This is a genomic window from Treponema rectale, from assembly GCF_014202035.1.
Classification (GTDB): Bacteria; Spirochaetota; Spirochaetia; order Treponematales; family Treponemataceae; genus Treponema_D; species Treponema_D rectale.
Genome location: NZ_JACHFR010000003.1, coordinates 247,195 through 265,296 on the forward strand (window position 1 = coordinate 247,195; position 18,102 = coordinate 265,296).

Below are 18,102 nucleotides of genomic sequence, written 5' to 3' on the forward strand. Positions count from 1 at the left end.
TTTGTGGAATTTTTATGAATAAAACTTTTTTCCTTGATCAGCATGGCTGTGCAAAGAATCAGGTCGATGGTGAACTTATTATAACCCGACTTGAAAAAATGGGGCTTACCCGTGTAGAGGATGCAGCAGAAGCTGACCTTATAATAATTAATTCCTGCGGGTTTATAGAAAGTGCAAAAAAAGAAAGCCTGGATTCTCTTATGGGAGCAAGAACTGCTTATCCTGATGCAAAGATAATTCTTGCAGGCTGTCTTGCTGAACGTTACGCTGAGCTTTTTAAAACGGAACTTCCTGAAGCAGACGGAATTTTTGGTAACGGAAATATTGATTTAATTGATTCTGCGGTAAAGGAACTTTTTGACGGAAAACGGCCTGTGGTAAAACCTGCTCAGAAGGGAGTCTGTTCCGGAGACAGAGATACCTATCTTAATTTTAAGGGCAGTGCATACGTTAAGATTACAGAGGGCTGTAATAACCGCTGTACTTTTTGTGCCATTCCTATTATCAGGGGAGAACTAAGATCAAGAAATGCTGATGAAATCGTAAAAGAAATGCAGCAGCTGTCTGATTCCGGCATTCATGAGATAAATCTTATCGGACAGGATCTTGCGGCTTACGGTACCGGTGCAACGGACGACGGCTTTACTCTTCCTGAACTGATAAAGAAAATTTCTAAAGAAGTAAAAGGCAATATCTGGATTCGTCTTCTTTATATTCATCCTGATCATTTTGTTCCTGAAATCCTGGATGAGATGAAAAAGGATTCCAGGTTTCTTCCATATTTTGACATTCCGTTTCAAAGCGGAGATTCTGATGTAATTCATGCAATGAACAGAAAGGGCTCATCTCAGGAATACATCCGTCTTGTAAAAAAGATTCGTGAAGTTTTTCCTCAGAGTGCAGTAAGGACTACCTTTTTGACAGGTTTTCCGGGAGAAACTGAGAAGGCAGCAGAAAATACCTGTGATTTCCTGAAAGCTATAGAAAGTGACTGGTCCGGCTGTTTTACTTACAGCAGGGAAGATGATACGCCTGCAGCCCGAATGAAAAATACTGTCCCAAAAAAAGTTGCAGTACAGAGGGAGCACCGCCTTCAGGAAATTCAGTCAGAAATTACAGAACGCCGCTTAAAGGAACGTACCGGTAAAATTTATGATGTTCTTGTTGAAGAGATTGTAGAAAATCAGTCTGGCGGAGATGACGGGCTTGCAATAGGAAGGGCCTGGTTCCAGGCTCCTGAAATAGATGGAAGTGTTGTAATCCGTTATGATCTTGACGACAGTAAGGCTGTATCCGAAATTGTTCCGGGGGCGCTTGTTAAGGTTAAGGTTTTTGCTTCTTCACAGGTAGATGTAGACGGAGAATATTGTGGCAGCTGATTACCTTGAAGTATTGAATGAGCAGCAGAGGGCAGCTGTTGAACATGACGGCAAATCCCTGCTGATACTTGCAGGTGCAGGTTCAGGAAAAACCAGGGTTATTACTACAAAGATCGCATATCTTATTTCTCAGAAAAATGTTAATCCATTTTCAATTCTTGCAGTAACTTTTACAAAAAAGGCTGCTGCAGAAATGAAAGAAAGGGCTCAGCTGCTTGAAGAAAGAAGCCGCTTCTGTCAGATACGTACATTTCATTCCTGGGGGGCGTATTTTCTGAGGAAGTATCCTGCATTTGCCGGTGTTGCACCTGATTTTACCGTGTATGATGATGAAGATATGGTAACTCTTCTGATGAAGGCTGTTCCATCCCTAAAAAAAAAGGATGCTTCTCATTATGTAAAAAAGATTTCACTGGCAAAGGATTACTGTATTCTTCCTGACAGTGACGAACTTTTTACAGTAGATTCTGATTCAAGATTTCAGGAAATTTATACTGCCTATCAGGAGCGCCTGCGTCAGACGGGAAATGTAGATTTCGGTGATCTTATTCTTCTTCCATATATAGTTCTTAAGGAAAATGAAAAAATACGCAGACAGGTTCATGACCGTTATAAAGTCATAATGGTGGATGAATATCAGGATTCTAACGTTGCTCAGTTTAACCTGTTAAAAATGCTGAGCGGTTCTGATGAAAATACCGGTACTTATGTTTGTGTTGTCGGCGATGATGACCAGAGCATCTATAAGTTCCGCGGGGCAGAAGTCAGGAATATTCTGAATTTTCAGAAAGATTTTGAGGGAACAGATCTTATTCGTCTTGAAACAAATTACCGTTCTACTCAGGAAATTCTTGACTGTGCTGATTCTGTAGTAAAAAACAATCATCAGAGAATCGGAAAAACTCTCGTCAGTTACCGGGGTAAGGGTATGCAGCCGGCACTTGTTTTTTTGCCGGGGCAGGATGATGAAACGGAGTTCTGCAGTGAGCTTATAAGTCAGTCAGTTGAAAAAGGCGGTTCGTATTCTGACTGGGCAATCCTTTATAGAACTAATGCCCAGTCCCTTGGTTTTGAAACAGAATTTCTTCACAGAAAAATTCCTTATGAAGTAGTCGGCTCCTTAAAATTCTATGAGCGTGAAGAAATAAAGGATGCTCTTTCCTGGATAAGTTTTATTGCCAATCCGAGGGATGAGATTGCATTTCGAAGAATAATAAATAAGCCTGTAAGGGGAATCGGACCTGGAACTCAGGATAAGATTCTTTCTGCTGCCATCGGAAAGAATATTGCAGAAACTCTCTGCAGTGTAGAAATGTCAAAAAAAGCCAGAAGCGGAGCAGAAGCATTTAAGGCAGTTTATGATGAACTTCTGGCGTTGATTCCTCAGCCGGAAGAAACGGAACAGTCAAACGCTTCTCTTGCTCAGTCTGCAATGGGAGTTTTTGATGACGAAAAAGAAGCTGAAACAGCTGAAGGTCAGAAAGAAGATGGAAGTGACGGATTCAGGCTTTCTTCTTTTGTAGAGGCCGTCATAAAAAAAACAGGGCTTGAGGATTTTCATGCGGCTCAGGACGAAATCGGCGGTACTCAGAAAGTATTAAACCTTCAGGAACTTGTTAACTCTGCCGTCTTGTATGAATGTAACAGAAAGGGACTTCTGGAATTTCTTGACCATATCAGTCTTGACCGTACTCTTGAGACTCAGGAAGAACTTTCAGGAGAAAAGCAGGACAGGGTAACTCTTATAACGATTCATAATACAAAAGGTCTGGAGTTTCCTAAGGTAATAATTACCGGAATGGAAAATGAGATATTTCCTCGTATGCCTGACAATGGAGAAGAACTGGAGGAGGAACGCCGTCTTTTCTATGTAGGTATTACCCGTGCAAAAAATGAACTGTATTTTACCAGTTGTTCTGTAAGACGGCTTTATGGAAGAACAAATGCCATGTCGCCCAGTGTTTTCTTAAAAGAACTTGATGAGAATAAAATAAGGATTCTGGGGCAGAAACCCCGTTCCTTTTCTTCTGGTGCAGCAGGGGGTGATCCTGTTGCTGAAAAATATTCTGTAGGTACCAGGGTTTATCATGATGACTGGGGTTACGGTCAGATTGTCAGGGGAGCGTATTCAGAAACTTCAGATGATGATGAAAGGGAATGGGTTATAAGCGTCAGCTTTGATACCGGCGGAATAAAAAAGTTTCTTCCTAAGTATCAGGGCAGTTCCCTTATAGTCTGTAGTGATGACTGATTTTTAATTTCTTACCGGATTATAAGAAAATAATTCCGAATACTGCACTCAGTACAACAATAAAGACCGGATGAAGCTTTGTTCTGTAAAGAATTACAAGACAAAGTTCGTAAAGGGCTATGGCCTTCCAGTTTAAAAGAATATCCAGCGCAGAACGCGGAGAGTTTGTGACGGCCTGTATAAAATCACAGGTTGTCTTAAAACTTTGAGTGTTTATTATGCTCAGTGAAAGGACCTGAATAAGTGCAACCAGAACCATTCCTGTTGTTGCCGGACGCAGGAAACTGAATATGTTTTGTGTCAGAGGTTTTTCCTGAAATTTTGAAAAAAAACGTGCAATGAGCATTGTTACTATCAGGGAAGGAAGAACTTCTCCAAAAGTTGTAATAATGCCGCCTATCGGTCCGTAAAGTTCCGTACCGATGTAGGTAGCAAGGTTTATTCCAATGGGTCCCGGAGTACTCTCTGAAATGGCAAGCATGCTGTAGAATTTTTCTGCAGAAAGAAGGTGATACTGTTCTACCAGAGCCTGCTGCATGAACGTTGCTGCAACAAGACCGCCTCCTACGGCAAAGAGCCCGATATAAAAAAATATGAAAAAAAGATGTATGAGGGTCATTTACTGGTCTTCCTGAAAAAATAGAAAAGTGTTCCTGCAAGGGAAGCAGTGAGGATTACTGCTATGGTATGGCATTTAAAAAAGTATATTGACGAAAACGCAGCCAGAAAAACAATTGCGCTGTACCATTTTTTTATTGTTTTTTTGCAGAGGTTTATTACAGAGTAGGTAAGGAGAGCTGCAACTGCAACATTTATTCCTTTTAAAGCTTTCTGAACCCAGACAATTGATTCAAAGCTGGAGATGAATTCTGCAATTATTGTTATGATGATAATTGAAGGTGATATCATTCCTAAAGTTGCTGCAATTCCTCCTGCCATACCTTTTTTTTTGAAACCTACAAAGGTTGCTACGTTTACAGCAATGATTCCCGGAGTAGACTGTCCGATGGCATAGTAGTCAAGAATTTCTTCATTTGTAACCCAGGATTTTTTTTCTACAAGTTCCCGTTCCAGAATAGGCAGCATTGCAAGTCCGCCTCCAAAGGTTATGGAGCCTATCTTAAAGAAAGTAATATAAAGTTCCAATAAGTCTTTTAACATGAAAAGAATTATAGCTTTTAGTCTTGAATTTGTACAACATTAACTTTTCGGTATTCCGGTGTAAATCATATAAAATACGGATAAAAAAATCCCGGCCTCTTCTGAAGAAAAGACCGGGAAAGTGTTCTATTCAGCTGAATGCTGCAGAAACCTTTTTATGAAATTACTTTCTCTTAAGGTATTTTACGCTGTCAAGAGCAACTGCTGCGATGATGATAAGACCTTTGAAGATGAACTGAAGGTTCGTATCAATCTGAAGGAATGTAAGACAGTATGTAAGGCTTGTGAAGATGATTACACCGATTGCAGCTCCGCCGATTTTACCGATACCGCCGTTGAAAGAGATACCTCCTACTACACAGGCAGCGATGGCATCCATTTCGTATCCCTGTCCTGTACCTGCACTTGCATTTGCACGGAATGCTTCAAGGAAGGCACCACATCCGTAGAAAATACCTGCCATGATGAAGATAAGGAGGGTTGTCTTGAATACACTGATACCTGAAACTGCTGCAGCTTCTGCATTTCCTCCGACTGCATACATGTTTTTTCCGAAAGTTGTTTTGTTCCAGATAAACCATGCTACGATTACGGCAATGATTGCAGGAATGATAAGTTTAGGAATAGTTACCAGTTCTCCGTTTATTACGCCTAAAATCCATCTTCCACCGATAAGGTCTTTTACAGAAGGATCAATACCTCCTACAGGAGTTCCTGATGTTCCGAAGAAGAGGAGACCGTAGATGATGAGCTGAGTTGCAAGTGTAGAAATGAACGGGTGAATCTTAAGCTTTGCCGTAAAGAATCCTGCAAATACGCTGAATGCTACGCAGAGTGTAATGCTGAGGAAGAGGGCAAGGAAAAGACGTCCGCCCATAGGAAGGGAAGTAAAATCCCATGGTCCGATGTTGAAGAATTTAACGATGTTTTTTCCAGGATGAAGAATAAGTCCCGTGATTACGGAACCCATGGCAACCATACGTCCGACGCTAAGGTCTGTACCTGCAATAAGGATAAGTCCTGCAACGCCGAGGGCATAGAACATACGGGTAGAAGACTGTTCGAGAATGTTGAAGATGTTAGGAAGTGTAAGAAGGTTTCCTGAACCCTTTAACGGTGCGTAGATGATACAGATGATGAAGAACAGTGCAATGGCAAGGTAAAGTCCGTTATCAAGAAGGAATTTTGAGAACTTGAAGTTATAAACGTAGTTCTTGAAGCTGAGGGCAATATCTTCCTTAAAACTTGTCTTACCGTTGCGGATTGTACGGTTTTCCTGTACGTGATCCGTAAAGGCCTGTTTTTTTACATCCTTGCAGCGGTCGATTTCTGTCTGAGTGTGGTTTTTAGCATCAAACAGGGCTGATTTAAGTTCGTATGCTGCAGTATTTTTTTCCTGTTCTGTCGTGCAGGCAGCAATGCGGGCTGCAAATTCAGAACGGATTCTGGCTGTGGTTTCTGCATTTGCTTTTTTTGCTTCCGCAATTTTTTTGTCTTCTTCTGCGTTTACCTGTGCAACATATTTTTCAGAAAGGGCGTTTGCATATGCAAGGGCGCAGGCTGTAAGTTCTTTGTCTGCTCCGGCATTTGCAGCGGCAATTTTTTCTGCCTGAACAATAAGCTCGTTCTGTTCTGCAATGAAGGTATTTCTTTCTTCTGCAGAAAGCATTTTGTTCTTCTTTGCAGCAGCAATTTTCTGCTTAAGCTCAGTAATTTTGTTTACACCGTCATTTCTGAGAAAATCAAGGGCTTCGTGAAGCTTTTTGAGTGTTTCGTCTTCAGAAAAGGACGGAACTGTCTGTGCAGACTTAAGTTCGGCAAGCTTTTCGCCTGTCATTTTTTTAAGTTCTTCGATATTAATGTCTGTCATAGTTTTCCTCTTGGATTAAAGATATTTTGCAGAGAGACGGAGGAGTGCTTCCTGATCCGTATCTTTTGTATCAACGATTCCTGCAAGCCTGTGGTTTGACATTACTGCAATTCTGTTTGTAATTCCCAGAATTTCAGGCATTTCGCTGGAAACGACGATAATTGTTTTTCCTTCTTTTGCCATCTGAATGATGAGCTGGTAAATTTCGTATTTTGCACCTACGTCAATACCGCGGGTCGGTTCATCAAGCAGGAATACGTCAGGTTCCCTTTCCATCCATTTTCCGATGATTACTTTCTGCTGGTTTCCGCCTGAAAGTGAACTGATGAGCTCGTCTGCAGATACACATTTTGTGTGCATTCTCTTGATTTCGCGGTTTGCTGCATCGTACATCTTTCTCTTTGAGAGAATACCGTTGGTTTTGTAAGAATCAAGGTTTGTAATGGTTGTATTGAATTCAATGGTTGCCTTTCCGAACATACCGTTGAACTTTCTTTCTTCAGTTACAAGGGCAAAATTGTAATCCATTGCATCTTTACTTGACTTAAAGCGGAGTTTTTTACCGTTAAGGATGATTTCTCCGGATGCAATTGTTCTGATTCCGAATATGCTCTCAAGAAGTTCACTTCTTCCGGCTCCTACAAGACCGTAGAGACCGAATATTTCTCCTTTCTTTACCTTGAAGGAAATGTCATCGAGACGAGGCTCATATTTTGTAGAGAGGTTTTTAATTTCCAGATAGTCTTCACCAGGAGTGTTGTCCACATCAGGGAAGCGCTTGTCAAGGGAACGTCCAACCATGGCTGTAATGAGCTTGTTCATGTCAGTATCTTTTGTTGGAGAAGTGTAAACCATGCTTCCGTCACGGAGAACTGAAACTTCATCACAGATACGGAAGATCTCGTCCATCTTATGGGAAATATATACAAATGAAACACCTTTTGCCTTAAGGGAGTTTACTATTGAAAAGAGCTTTTCAACTTCCGGCTCCGTAAGAGAAGATGTAGGTTCGTCTAATACAATTATTTTTGCGTTGTAAGAAACTGCCTTTGCAATTTCTACCATCTGTCTCTGAGAAACAGACATTGTCCTCATTATTGTCTGCGGGTTAACGCTCATGCTTAATGATGAGAACAGGGACATGCTTTCCTTGAACATTTTCTGTTCGTCAATAATGCCGAATTTTACCGGATATCTTCCAAGGAAGAGGTTGTCCATTACGGTTCTGTCAAGACACTGGTTAAGTTCCTGATGAACCATTGCCACACCGTTTTCAAGTGCTTCTTTAGGGCTGATAAAATTGACAGGCCTTCCGTCTAATGTAATCTGGCCTTCATCCTTTGCATAAATACCGAAAAGGCATTTCATCATTGTAGACTTTCCGGCTCCGTTTTCGCCCATAAGTCCCATTACGCTGCCTTTCTTGATAGAAAGATTTATTCCGTTTAAAACTTTATTTTTAGCAAAGGATTTCGACATATTTTTTATTTCAAGTACTGTATCACTCATAAATCTCAATCCTGTTTTTATATTGAAAAAAATCCGGTCTGATGCGTCGGGGGCACCAGACCGGTAAAAGCTTCAGATATTAGTACTTAAGCTTGTCTGTATAGTCAGATGCAGAGTTTGTCTTAACCATGTTGATTGCGTAAGCATCGAAGTTGTTGAGGTTTGTAAACTTGTCGAGACATGAAGCTTCGTTCTGTCCGTCACCCTGTACGTATGTTACGTCAAGGTTAAGGAGTGGAGCGTAGTATCTGAGAGCCGGGAGGTATGAAGAAGAAAGGAAGTTGTCAGCAGAGTTGTAGATTGTAAGGAGAACCTTCTTCTTTTCTGCATTTGTCTGTTTGATTCCAGGGTCACGTTTTCCTTCCTTAAACTGTTCCCAGTTGTCCTTGTTTACAGCAACGTTAAGAGCTTTTACAGCTTTTGTATCAGCTTCGTATGTGAGTTCTGCAGAGATTTTGTTTCCATAGCGGTCAGCTTCGAAGATACCTTTTCTGTAAGCAGCTTCTCCCTTTTCTCCGTCAAGAAGGTTGCGGATAACCTGAAGTGTTGCTGTAGCCTGAGCGTCTGTGTTCTGTGATACTGTACCAGTAAGGCGTCCCTGTCCGATAGCTTCGATTGCGTCTGCATTTGCATCATAACCGAAAATTGGAAGTCCTGCAGGATAGTTTGAAGCCTGGAGACATCCCATAGCCATACCGTCGTTATTTGAGATAACCATATCGAGTTCCGGCATGTCAGCCCATTTACCCATAGCGTCTGTAGCAGCGTTTGCATTCCATGTAGAACCGTCTGTTCCAGTCATGAATTTTCCTTCAAGTTCAACTACTTTGAGGGTCTTGTTTCCTACTTTTACGCTACCGATTTTTGTGTTTCCTGAATCATATGAACCTGCCCATGTCTGGAGAGCTTCACGAATACCTCTTGTACGAGCCTTTGAGTCGTTGTGGCCTGCGTCACCCATGCAGAGTACGTAACCGATTTTTCCGTCTCCGTTGCGGTCGATTTTTGCAGGATCAGCGCTTGCAAGGTAGTCTGTAATGAGTTTTCCCTGAACTGCACCGCCGCCGGCAGCATCAAAACCTACGTAGTAAGTCTTGTCGTTCCAGTTCATTGCTGTCATGTCGATTTTATTGCTGGTAGGATCTGAAGGCTGTCTGTTAAAGAATACCAAAGGTTTGTCTTTGTTGAGAGATCCGCCTTTAGAACATCCTGTGAATGCTGAGGCTGCCATTACCAGTGCTGTTGCAGCGAGAAGTGACTTTTTCATTATTGTTTCCTCCTGAATAATGAATAGTGTATTTTTTGTGATAACAGTTTTGATTTTTTTAAGGGTATTTTCAGATAAATTTAAGATTAACCAAAGTCTATCATCCCACCCGAAAAAAAATTGTCAAAAACTGATGTTTGAAGTATAAGTCCAGTTTAAGAAAACTGTCAAATTTTTTTATGCAAAAATTGTGAAATTTTTTGTGTAATTTTAATGTAATTTTTAAAGGTTGTTTTAAAAATACTTTTTTTATTAGAGATTTATTTATTTTCTGGTTTTGAAAATACTGCAGAGTCATGATAGAATGGTCAAAAATTACTGGAGTTTAAAATGTTTATTAAAATCGCTCTCCTTTTAGTGTTTTTCGCTGTGTTTATTTTTGTAGGCATAAAATGCCGGTCTGTCAGCAGGAATGTATCAGGATATGTTCTTGGCGGACGTACTGTTGGTCCGTGGCTTACGGCCTTTGCCTATGGAACTTCTTACTTCTCTGCGGTTATATTCGTAGGCTACGCAGGACAGTTCGGATGGACTTTCGGTATTGCTTCCACCTGGATAGGTCTGGGAAATGCCTTTATAGGTTCCTTTATGGCATGGGCTGTTCTGGGACGCCGTACCCGTATCATGACCCAGCATCTTAATTCAAGGACGATGAGTGACTTTTTTGGAAAAAGATACGGTTCGTCTGCCCTTAAGACTGCTTCTTCTGCCATAACTTTTCTGTTTCTGATTCCGTATACGGCTTCTCTTTTCAACGGACTTTCCCGTCTGTTCCGCATGGCGTTCAGCGTTGACTATGCAGTCTGCGTAATCGTCATGGCACTTCTTACGGCTGTTTACGTAATAGTCGGCGGCTATATGGCTACTGCAGTAAATGATTTTATTCAGGGTATCGTAATGCTTGCCGGAATTGTTGCTGTAATCCTTGCAGTTCTTTCAAGAAACGGCGGATTTATGGCAAGCCTTACGGCAATGTCTGAGATTCAGTCAGAAACCGTATCGATGAAGGGGGCTTTCGTTTCTTTCTTTGGTCCTGATCCTCTTTATCTGCTTGTGGTCGTACTGCTTACTTCTCTTGGAACCTGGGGACTTCCTCAGATGGTCGGAAAATTCTATGCAATCAAGAATGAGGAATCTATAAAAATCGGTACCGTAATTTCTACTTTTTTTGCTGTCGTCGTTGCAGGAGGCTGTTACTTCCTCGGAGGTTTCGGGCGTCTTTTTGCCGAGCCGGCTTCCGTTCTGTCCCAGGGATATGATTCAATCGTTCCATCCATGCTTTCCGGTCTCGGAGATGTACTTATTGCCGTGGTTCTTATCCTTGTGCTTTCGGCTTCCATGAGTACCCTTTCTTCCCTTGTACTGACTTCCAGTTCCACCCTTACGCTGGATTTCATTAATTCCTTTAGAAAGAAACCGTCTTCAGAAAAAAAAGACATGCTGACCATGCGTTTCTTTGTTGCCGTATTCATTGCTGTTTCTGCAATAATTGCAATTGTTCAGGCTAAGAGTAGCGTTACCTTCATTGCCCAGCTTATGGGAATTTCCTGGGGTGCACTTTCGGGAGCTTTTCTTGCTCCGTTTATGTATGGACTTTACTGGAAGAAGGCTTCTAAAGCTTCTGTTGCAGTATCCTTTTCATTTTCAGTGGTAGTAATGCTTTGTCAGCTCTGTATTTCTCTGAAGCTTTTCTCTGCCGGAAACGGAATTGCAGGCTTTATATTTAAGAATTCTCTTTATTCCGGTGTGTTCTGCATGCTTTCAGGACTTGTAATTGTTCCTTTTGTAAGTCTTTTTACCAGAAAGACTGTGCCTGAGGGGACGGATGAAATGTTCAGCTGCTATGATGCAAAAGTTCTTGTTCCTGTAAAGGATGTTCTTACGGATTCTGCTGAATGAAAACTGCCTGTGAATAGAATTTGAAGCCTGGCCTGTGCCGGAACTGAGTATGTACCGGTGCAGGCCGTGCTTTTCCCTGCCGTGAACGCTCTTCCACAAGAAAGATAATTTCTTTATAATGCCTGTTTATGAGTGAAACAAAATCAGTTAATGAAGATACGCTTGAAGCTTTGCTGTATCTTTCCCGTCTTTCTCCGGAAAGTACGAATATGGAAATCCTTAAAAAACAGGTAGACGAAATCGTCGGATATTTTGACATTCTTTCCAAATACGATGATTCTGAAAATCCTTATGACGCATATCCTACTACAGAGGCTGACCGTCTTCGTGAAGATGAAGTTGTTCCGGGCCTTGAAATGCATGATGTAAAGAATATCAACAAGGGAAATTTTGTTGACGGATATTTCCAGGTTCCTAAAGTTTTGGGTGAGGGTGCGTGATGTATTATACAATAAAAGAAACTGTCGAAGCTCTTAAAAAGGGTGAAGTTACCAGTGCTCAGTTAGTAAAGAATTCAGTGGAGACTTTTGAGGCAGACAAGGCTGGTGAACGTCCCCTTAATGCATTTCTTGAAATGTATGAAGATGCCCTTTCCAAGGCAGAGGCCGCTGATAAAGAAATTGAAGAGGCCCGCGCTTCCGGAACTGTTGATGCTCTTTATGAAAAAAAGCCTCTTTTAGGTGTTCCTTTTGCAAATAAAGATAATATCAGCTGCAGGGGTAACAGGCTTACCTGCGGTTCAAAACTTCTTGACGGATATGTGGCTCCATACAGTGCTACGGTTATTTCCCGCCTGGAAAATGCAGGTGCAGTACCTCTCGGACGCTGTAATCAGGATGAATTTGCAATGGGTTCCTCAACGGAATATTCTTCCTACGGTGCAACCCGCAATCCTATAAACCGTGACTATGTATCAGGCGGTTCTTCCGGCGGGTCGGCTGCTGCAGTTGCCGCAAACCAGGCGCTTTTTTCTCTGGGAACGGAAACTGGCGGTTCTGTACGTCTTCCTGCAAGTTACTGCGGACTTTACGGACTGAAACCGACATACGGCGTTCTCAGCCGCTGGGGAGTAGTTGCATACGGTTCTTCCCTTGACCAGGTGGGTATCATGGGACATACTCCGGAAGATATTGCCCTTCCGTTAAGTGCTATGTGCGGTGCAGATATGTACGACGATACCAGTGCAGACCTTCCCGGATCAGATTCACTCAGAACCCTTAAGCCTTACGGTGATTTTTCTTCACTTAAGATTGCAATTCCAAAGCAGTTCCTTGAAACTAAGGGACTTGATCCTGATGTAGGTGCTGTATTTGATTCAACAAAAAAATGGTTTGAAGAAAAGGGTGCCGTTATTGAAGTTGTGGACCTTCCTGTCCTTGAAGCTTCCATTGCAAGTTATTATGTAATTGCCCTTTCAGAAGCTGCCTCTAATTTAAGCCGTTTTGACGGAATCCGTTACGGCCGCAGGGTAGACAATGGTAACGGTTATGATGAACTTTACAAGGATACCCGCAGTGAGGGCTTTGGTCCTGAAGTAAAGCGCCGCATTATAATAGGAAACTATGTTCTGTCAGAACAGTTCTCCGGATCTACCTATAAAAAAGGTATGAGCGTACGTGCCCGCATTCAGAAAGAAGTTGCAGCCTTGTATGAAAAGTATGATCTTATTCTCTGTCCTACATGTCCGACACCGGCATTTAAGCTTGGCCAGAAAGTAGATGATCCTCTTGAAATGTACCTTAGTGACATGTATACGGTTTTTGTAAACCTTGCCCGTATTCCTTCAATTAATGTTCCTGCAGGACGTGCAGCCGGAACAGACGGTATGCCTGTGGGAATGCAGTTTGCCGGGCCTATGTTCAGTGAGGCAAAACTTTTACAGCTTGCCCTTGCCTGGGAAAATGATCACAAAGGCTGCGGTGTACCGGTTAAGGAGTAATTGAATGGCTATCGATAAATATGAAATAGTAATCGGCTGTGAAATTCATACACAGCTTTTAACAAAAACAAAGGCATTCTGTGCCTGTGAAAACCGCTACGGCGGAATGCCTAATACCCGTGTCTGTCCTGTCTGCCTTGGTCTTCCGGGAGCTATGCCGCGTATCAGCAAAGGTTATGTTGAACTGGGAGCAGTTGCCGGACATGCTTTGAACTGTAACATTGCACGCTTTACTAAATTTGACCGCAAGCACTATTTTTATCCTGACCTTACTAAGGGATATCAGATTACTCAGTATGATATTCCTCTCTGTACTGACGGTCACGTTGACCTTCCTATGCATAAACTTCCTAAGGAACAGCAGTTTGGCGGAGAAAAGTGCAGGCCTAAGAATTTTGTCGGAGATGACTGCATTATAGAAAACGGAAAATACCGTCGTGTTCGTGTAGAACGCATTCACCTTGAGGAAGACGTAGGTAAATCACTTCACCTTCAGGGTACTCATTCTTACATTGACTATAATCGTTCCGGAACTCCTCTTATAGAAATCGTTACAAAACCGGATATGACTTCTCCTGAAGAAGCAGCTCTTTTTATGGAGACGGTTCAGGAAATCCTCCGTTATGTAAAAGTAACAAACGGAAACCTTGAAGAAGGAAACATGCGCTGTGATGCAAACATCAACCTGAATGTCTGGGAAGATGGAAAACTCTATCATACGCCTATTTCAGAAATAAAGAACCTTAACTCCTTCCAGAAAATTAAGGACGCCTGTTCCTATGAAGCTCAGCGTCAGCTTAAAGAGTTTCAGGAAGACCGTCAGCCGTTTAATCCTGGATTTAAGGTTACTATGGGTTGGGATGATGATAAAAAGTGTACTGTCGTTCAGCGTACGAAGAACTCTTTTGTAGATTACCGCTTTGTTGTTGAACCGGACATCAAGCCGTTCAGCGTAAGTGAGGAACTTATCAGCCGTGCCCTTGAAAAGGTTGGAGAACTTCCGGAGGCAAAACGTACGCGTCTGAAGAAGGAATACGGCCTCAGTGATTTTGATGTGGAAACTCTTACTCAGACCCGTGATCTGGCTGTATGGTTTGAAGAGGCTGCAAAGAATGCAAAGGATGTTAAGAAAGTTGCAAACTGGATTCTTGCAGAACTTCTTGCTGTTCTTAATGAAAAGAAAGAGACTATAAATGACGTTACGATAACACCGGCTCATATTACGGAACTGGTAAATGCCATTGCAGATAAAAAGATTTCCAATGCGCAGGGAAAAACTGTATTTGCAAAGATGCTTGAAACCAACAAAATGCCTTCCGTAATCATTAAGGAAGAAGGCATGGAAACCGTAAGTGATGCAGGTGCAATTGAAAGTATTGTAGATAAGGTTATTGCTGATAATCCGAAAGCAGTATCTGACTATAAGGGCGGAAAAACGAATGTAGTAGGCTGGCTTATGGGACAGGTAATGAAAGCTTCCGGTGGAAAAGTAAATCCTAAGGCTGCTACGGAACTTGTTGCAAAGAAGCTTGCTTCCATGTAAAGAGTTTTTTGTTGAATTACAGACGGAACCGGTATGATGAAAAAAAAACATCTGCTTTTTCTTTTTCTCATGTCATTTGCATGTTCAGTTTTTTCATATGATGTCTATGATTTTTATGATTATGAAGAATCTGAATATGTAGATGATTATGGTTTTTCCGAAGATATGGACTTCGGCTCTGTAATTTCGCGGGAAGAGAATTCCGGTAAAAATCTTTCTGATGAAGAGTCAGCTGCTGATGACGAAGAAACTGTTTCTGAATGGGAACAGCCTTCTTTAGAGGATTATTATGGTAGAGATTTTTCATCTGTTCAGCAGTATTATCGTGCCAGAGTCACGGAGCAGAAGGTTAATGTAAGAAAGCAGCCGTCAACTTCATCAGAAAAGGTAAAGGTAGTTTATAAAGATGACGTTGTTTTTGTCCGGGGCTTTGATGATGAGCGTCAGAATGTAGACGGTCCCGGTTACTGGGTCATGATAAGTGATTCAGAAAGAGGTGATCTTTCCGGCTGGATTTATTCAAAATATCTTGATATTGATCATAACCTTTATTCCGGCAGGTTTTCTTATATCCGCACGGAGAAACACGAGTCAGGTTTTGAGAGCCTGGTGCTGAAACTTTCGCGCTGTTATGAAAATGCCGTGTATGTAGATGTTGTATTAAAGCGTAATGAAGGACAGGATTTCTGTACTTTTACCTGGGGTCCTGCAAATCCGCAGTTTAAATATTATGATCCTGTCGGTACTTTTGTATTGAATGAAGAATCAGGAATTATAAAACATGTTTCCTATAACGGAGGCAATTACGATTCCTTGTGGTCCTGTTTTACTGATGATATGGAATTTATGATTCAGGACGCCGGAAAATCTTCTACGGCCAGGGCTCTTAATGTTTATGAAACTTCTTCAGGTCAGCTTATTTTTTCTGGAAATTATTATAAGGATATTTTTCTTGAAGAAGATTCGATTGTTGTCGCTGAAATATATAATTCATGGAATATAGGAAACGGTTATATTTCAAAAGAATCAATAAAAAAAGCAGAAGAGTTTAAGGAAAGTCTGTCTGCTGAAAATCTGAAAAAAGGCGAGATTCTTGTTTTGTACAGGCTTAACCTTAAAACGACGAAGATGGAATATATCAGGTGTGTCCTGTCTGTAAAGCAGAAGGCTGCATTTTAAATAGGATGAAAATATGGATAGAACAGATTTTCTTTTTGGAGAGTTAAAATCACGTTTTGGAACCGTAAAGCGTGCCAGGGGAAATTTTCTTTATACAGCTTCAGGAGTCCGTCTTACTGATCTTTACAGGGAAGGGGGAAGGGCTGTTTTAGGATGGCCTTCACAGGAAAGTGCCGTTACAGTTTTCAAGAACGTTTTGAGCAGGGGTATTACCGGAAGTTATATTACTGATTTTACTTATGCTCTTGATAAGGCTGTAAGCATGCTTTTTAATTCTTCAAGGCGCTGCATTGCTTTTTCTTTTAAGGAAGATGCATGTGCTTTTGCAGAAGAAAAATTTTCTGATTCTTTTGTATGGTTCCGTCCATGGAATACGGATGTTTCAGTTGCAGAAAAATCCTGTATTCTTTTTGAGCCTGTTTTTCCATGGGCAGAGAATACTGTACTGGCGTGCATTGATTCAGACTGGAAAGGATTTGAGGGGGCTGTAACGGAACGTTCAGTCCAGCTCAGTGCTCCTTTGTGTGCTGCTGTAACTCGTTCTGTCTATAATCTTATAAAAGCCCTTCAGGTTTATGAAGAAAAAAACTGGTTTTTATATGATACGGTGCTTAATCCTTACTTTACCAGAAAAGGTCCCTGGCTTTATTCTAAAATTCCGGAAGATTCTTATGATGAATTTGTCCTGCACTGTCTTGACTGTCATATAGTTGTAAGTCCTGATCCGGATGTTCTTTCTGCTGTGCCTTTCGGTGTTCAGAAAGGAGTATTTGACCTTCTTAAGAAAAATCCTTTCGGGAGACGTTAATGGAAAGTGCTGATCTTGCATTGTACGTAATAAAGCTTATTGCCGGCGGTCTTACGGCTTTTACTGCAGTACTGCTGTGGAGTAAGACCAGGGATGGTTCCTGGATGGCCATGCTCGGAGCTATTGTAATTAATTATGCCGGAATAGTTTATGATTTGCTTTCAGAGTTTAAGATAATTGGTTCTGACCGGATAATGATAGGAGGGCTGCCTCTTACTTCACTTTTTTTTGCGGTCGTTCCTTCCTGTCTTTTTATGACAGGAATGATTTTGATGCTTATACGTAAATTACGCTGATTTGTTCTGATAAAAAATATTTTTGCTGAAAATCTGTTTTTTTAGTGTTATAATGTACCCGGAGCCTGTTTCAAAAAAAATTACGGGCTTCAGGGAGTTTTTTTATGGCAAACAAAAAACAAGTTGCTTTATTTTGGACAATTCTTAACCTGGCTGTAGGCTGTTTCCTTGCCATTGGTGGAATTTATGCCCTTCAGGGTGGCGGGGATCCTGCTGTAGATGCTTTAAAGTCAATTATTGAGAACCGCAGCGTAGAAAATGTTGTAGTTCTTGCATTTGGCGTTATTGAACTTCTTTCAGGCCTTTTTATAATCATCCAGACTTTCATCGGTGATCGTTTCGGTAAGTTTGGTTCCATCCTTAAACTTGTGATTGTTATTGTATGGATTGTAGCAATTGTACTTGGTGATTTCTTCGGCCCTTCCGGTCTCTTTAAGGTAAAGGACATTCTTGCGTGGGTATACAGATTTGCACAGCACCTCATCGTTCTCTGTGCCCTTCTTGTAACAAGAGACTGATTTATCCTGCGGTAAAACCCGGGCTTTAAAGGAGTAAAAAATATGGCAAAGAAAGTAAAGCTTCCGCTTTTTTATCTTATCGGCATGGCTCTTGTTGTTGTAGGATTTATCCTTCCTATGTTCAAGTATGGTCCTCTTGAAACAACAGGATTTGATTTTATTAATTTTAAGGATTTCGGGCTTTCTACAGTCTGTGCACTTATGATTTTTGTTGGTGCCGTATGTGGAGTTGTTCTGTGCTTTATTAACGTAAAGAATGCAGATCTTCTCAAGCTTGTTGTTCTTCTTGTAAGCATTGCAGGATTTGTCATTCTTGCTGTTTCTTCCCAGAAAAACGGGCTTAACCGCTTTTTGGCAAAGGGATTTATAAAGACTGCTTATATAGGTTTCTATATGGTAGTTGCAGGCTGGGTTGTGGCTCTGGCAGGATATTTCGTTAAGAAATAATTCCGGTTGAAAAATAAACCTTAAATGGTTAAAAGG

At 41.3% G+C, this 18,102-nt stretch carries 16 protein-coding genes; 11 read left to right on the forward strand and 5 right to left on the reverse strand.

The window, feature by feature from the left end:
- The first annotated feature begins 14 nt into the window (after nt 1-14).
- Complete coding sequence (rimO, locus tag HNP77_RS09910; protein WP_184653032.1) at nt 15-1,379, forward strand: 30S ribosomal protein S12 methylthiotransferase RimO; 1,365 nt, start codon at nt 15-17, stop codon at nt 1,377-1,379.
- The gene (locus tag HNP77_RS09915) at nt 1,369-3,630 is read left to right on the forward strand and encodes an ATP-dependent helicase (protein ID WP_425506744.1); all 2,262 of its coding nucleotides are present in this window, start codon (nt 1,369-1,371) and stop codon (nt 3,628-3,630) included. The genes rimO and HNP77_RS09915 overlap by 11 nt, the downstream gene beginning before the upstream one ends.
- 19 nt (nt 3,631-3,649) lie before the next feature.
- Here HNP77_RS09915 and HNP77_RS09920 read toward each other — a convergent pair whose 3' ends face one another.
- The 5 genes from HNP77_RS09920 to HNP77_RS09940 form a co-directional block, all read right to left on the reverse strand.
- Entirely contained in the window at nt 3,650-4,249 is a 600-nt protein-coding gene (locus HNP77_RS09920; RefSeq protein ID WP_184653033.1) for a chromate transporter, read from the reverse strand.
- Nucleotides 4,246-4,791: a chromate transporter gene (locus tag HNP77_RS09925; RefSeq protein ID WP_184653034.1), complete on the reverse strand. Its 546-nt coding sequence runs from the start codon at nt 4,789-4,791 to the stop codon at nt 4,246-4,248. Before HNP77_RS09925 ends, HNP77_RS09920 begins: the two co-directional genes overlap by 4 nt.
- A gap of 163 nt (nt 4,792-4,954) precedes the next feature.
- Nucleotides 4,955-6,628, reverse strand: a complete 1,674-nt coding sequence (locus HNP77_RS09930; RefSeq protein ID WP_184653228.1) for an ABC transporter permease subunit — start codon at nt 6,626-6,628, stop codon at nt 4,955-4,957.
- Between the two features lie 48 nt (nt 6,629-6,676).
- On the reverse strand, nt 6,677-8,170 hold the full coding sequence (locus HNP77_RS09935) for a sugar ABC transporter ATP-binding protein (RefSeq protein ID WP_184653035.1): 1,494 nt from the start codon (nt 8,168-8,170) through the stop codon (nt 6,677-6,679).
- Nucleotides 8,171-8,249: 79 nt separating this feature from the next.
- Nucleotides 8,250-9,401 (reverse strand): substrate-binding domain-containing protein, encoded by a 1,152-nt coding sequence (locus tag HNP77_RS09940; RefSeq protein WP_246428926.1) that lies wholly within the window; start codon nt 9,399-9,401, stop codon nt 8,250-8,252.
- Between the two features lie 366 nt (nt 9,402-9,767).
- Between HNP77_RS09940 and HNP77_RS09945 the strand changes: the two genes are divergently transcribed.
- The 9 genes from HNP77_RS09945 to HNP77_RS09985 all read left to right on the forward strand — a co-directional run bounded on the left by HNP77_RS09945 (nt 9,768) and on the right by HNP77_RS09985 (nt 18,066).
- Nucleotides 9,768-11,336 (forward strand): sodium:solute symporter family protein, encoded by a 1,569-nt coding sequence (locus HNP77_RS09945; protein ID WP_184653037.1) that lies wholly within the window; start codon nt 9,768-9,770, stop codon nt 11,334-11,336.
- Nucleotides 11,337-11,464: 128 nt separating this feature from the next.
- A complete protein-coding gene (locus tag HNP77_RS09950; protein ID WP_184653038.1) occupies nt 11,465-11,776 on the forward strand; it encodes an Asp-tRNA(Asn)/Glu-tRNA(Gln) amidotransferase subunit GatC in 312 nt (103 codons plus the stop codon).
- On the forward strand, nt 11,776-13,275 hold the full coding sequence (gatA, locus tag HNP77_RS09955; protein ID WP_184653039.1) for an Asp-tRNA(Asn)/Glu-tRNA(Gln) amidotransferase subunit GatA: 1,500 nt from the start codon (nt 11,776-11,778) through the stop codon (nt 13,273-13,275). The genes HNP77_RS09950 and gatA overlap by 1 nt, the downstream gene beginning before the upstream one ends.
- Nucleotides 13,276-13,279: 4 nt before the next feature.
- On the forward strand, nt 13,280-14,818 hold the full coding sequence (gene gatB, locus HNP77_RS09960) for an Asp-tRNA(Asn)/Glu-tRNA(Gln) amidotransferase subunit GatB (RefSeq protein ID WP_184653040.1): 1,539 nt from the start codon (nt 13,280-13,282) through the stop codon (nt 14,816-14,818).
- 33 nt (nt 14,819-14,851) lie between these two features.
- A complete protein-coding gene (locus HNP77_RS09965; protein WP_184653041.1) occupies nt 14,852-15,997 on the forward strand; it encodes an SH3 domain-containing protein in 1,146 nt (381 codons plus the stop codon).
- Nucleotides 15,998-16,010: 13 nt separating this feature from the next.
- Nucleotides 16,011-16,805, forward strand: a complete 795-nt coding sequence (locus HNP77_RS09970) for a hypothetical protein (RefSeq protein WP_184653042.1) — start codon at nt 16,011-16,013, stop codon at nt 16,803-16,805.
- On the forward strand, nt 16,805-17,101 hold the full coding sequence (locus HNP77_RS09975; protein ID WP_184653043.1) for a hypothetical protein: 297 nt from the start codon (nt 16,805-16,807) through the stop codon (nt 17,099-17,101). Before HNP77_RS09970 ends, HNP77_RS09975 begins: the two co-directional genes overlap by 1 nt.
- A 104-nt stretch (nt 17,102-17,205) precedes the next feature.
- Nucleotides 17,206-17,619 carry a hypothetical protein gene (locus HNP77_RS09980; protein ID WP_184653044.1) on the forward strand — a complete coding sequence of 138 codons (414 nt, stop codon included), beginning with the start codon at nt 17,206-17,208 and terminating at the stop codon, nt 17,617-17,619.
- Between the two features lie 42 nt (nt 17,620-17,661).
- Nucleotides 17,662-18,066, forward strand: coding sequence for a hypothetical protein (locus HNP77_RS09985; RefSeq protein ID WP_184653045.1), 405 nt, complete (start codon nt 17,662-17,664; stop codon nt 18,064-18,066).
- Nucleotides 18,067-18,102: the final 36 nt, after the last annotated feature.

Bases quoted from the DNA above. Each gene is read 5' to 3' on its own strand.
- HNP77_RS09975 (WP_184653043.1), top strand. From the start codon at position 16,805: ATGGAAAGTGCTGATCTTGCATTGTACGTAATAAAGCTTATTGCCGGC.
- HNP77_RS09965 (WP_184653041.1), top strand. From the start codon at position 14,852: ATGATGAAAAAAAAACATCTGCTTTTTCTTTTTCTCATGTCATTTGCA.
- rimO (WP_184653032.1), top strand. From the start codon at position 15: ATGAATAAAACTTTTTTCCTTGATCAGCATGGCTGTGCAAAGAATCAG.
- HNP77_RS09980 (WP_184653044.1), top strand. From the start codon at position 17,206: ATGGCAAACAAAAAACAAGTTGCTTTATTTTGGACAATTCTTAACCTG.
- gatB (WP_184653040.1), top strand. From the start codon at position 13,280: ATGGCTATCGATAAATATGAAATAGTAATCGGCTGTGAAATTCATACA.
- HNP77_RS09945 (WP_184653037.1), top strand. From the start codon at position 9,768: ATGTTTATTAAAATCGCTCTCCTTTTAGTGTTTTTCGCTGTGTTTATT.
- HNP77_RS09950 (WP_184653038.1), top strand. From the start codon at position 11,465: ATGAGTGAAACAAAATCAGTTAATGAAGATACGCTTGAAGCTTTGCTG.
- HNP77_RS09930 (WP_184653228.1), bottom strand. From the start codon at position 6,628: ATGACAGGCGAAAAGCTTGCCGAACTTAAGTCTGCACAGACAGTTCCG.
- HNP77_RS09920 (WP_184653033.1), bottom strand. From the start codon at position 4,249: ATGACCCTCATACATCTTTTTTTCATATTTTTTTATATCGGGCTCTTT.
- HNP77_RS09985 (WP_184653045.1), top strand. From the start codon at position 17,662: ATGGCAAAGAAAGTAAAGCTTCCGCTTTTTTATCTTATCGGCATGGCT.
- HNP77_RS09935 (WP_184653035.1), bottom strand. From the start codon at position 8,170: ATGAGTGATACAGTACTTGAAATAAAAAATATGTCGAAATCCTTTGCT.
- HNP77_RS09925 (WP_184653034.1), bottom strand. From the start codon at position 4,791: ATGTTAAAAGACTTATTGGAACTTTATATTACTTTCTTTAAGATAGGC.
- HNP77_RS09940 (WP_246428926.1), bottom strand. From the start codon at position 9,401: ATGGCAGCCTCAGCATTCACAGGATGTTCTAAAGGCGGATCTCTCAAC.
- HNP77_RS09970 (WP_184653042.1), top strand. From the start codon at position 16,011: ATGGATAGAACAGATTTTCTTTTTGGAGAGTTAAAATCACGTTTTGGA.
- gatA (WP_184653039.1), top strand. From the start codon at position 11,776: ATGTATTATACAATAAAAGAAACTGTCGAAGCTCTTAAAAAGGGTGAA.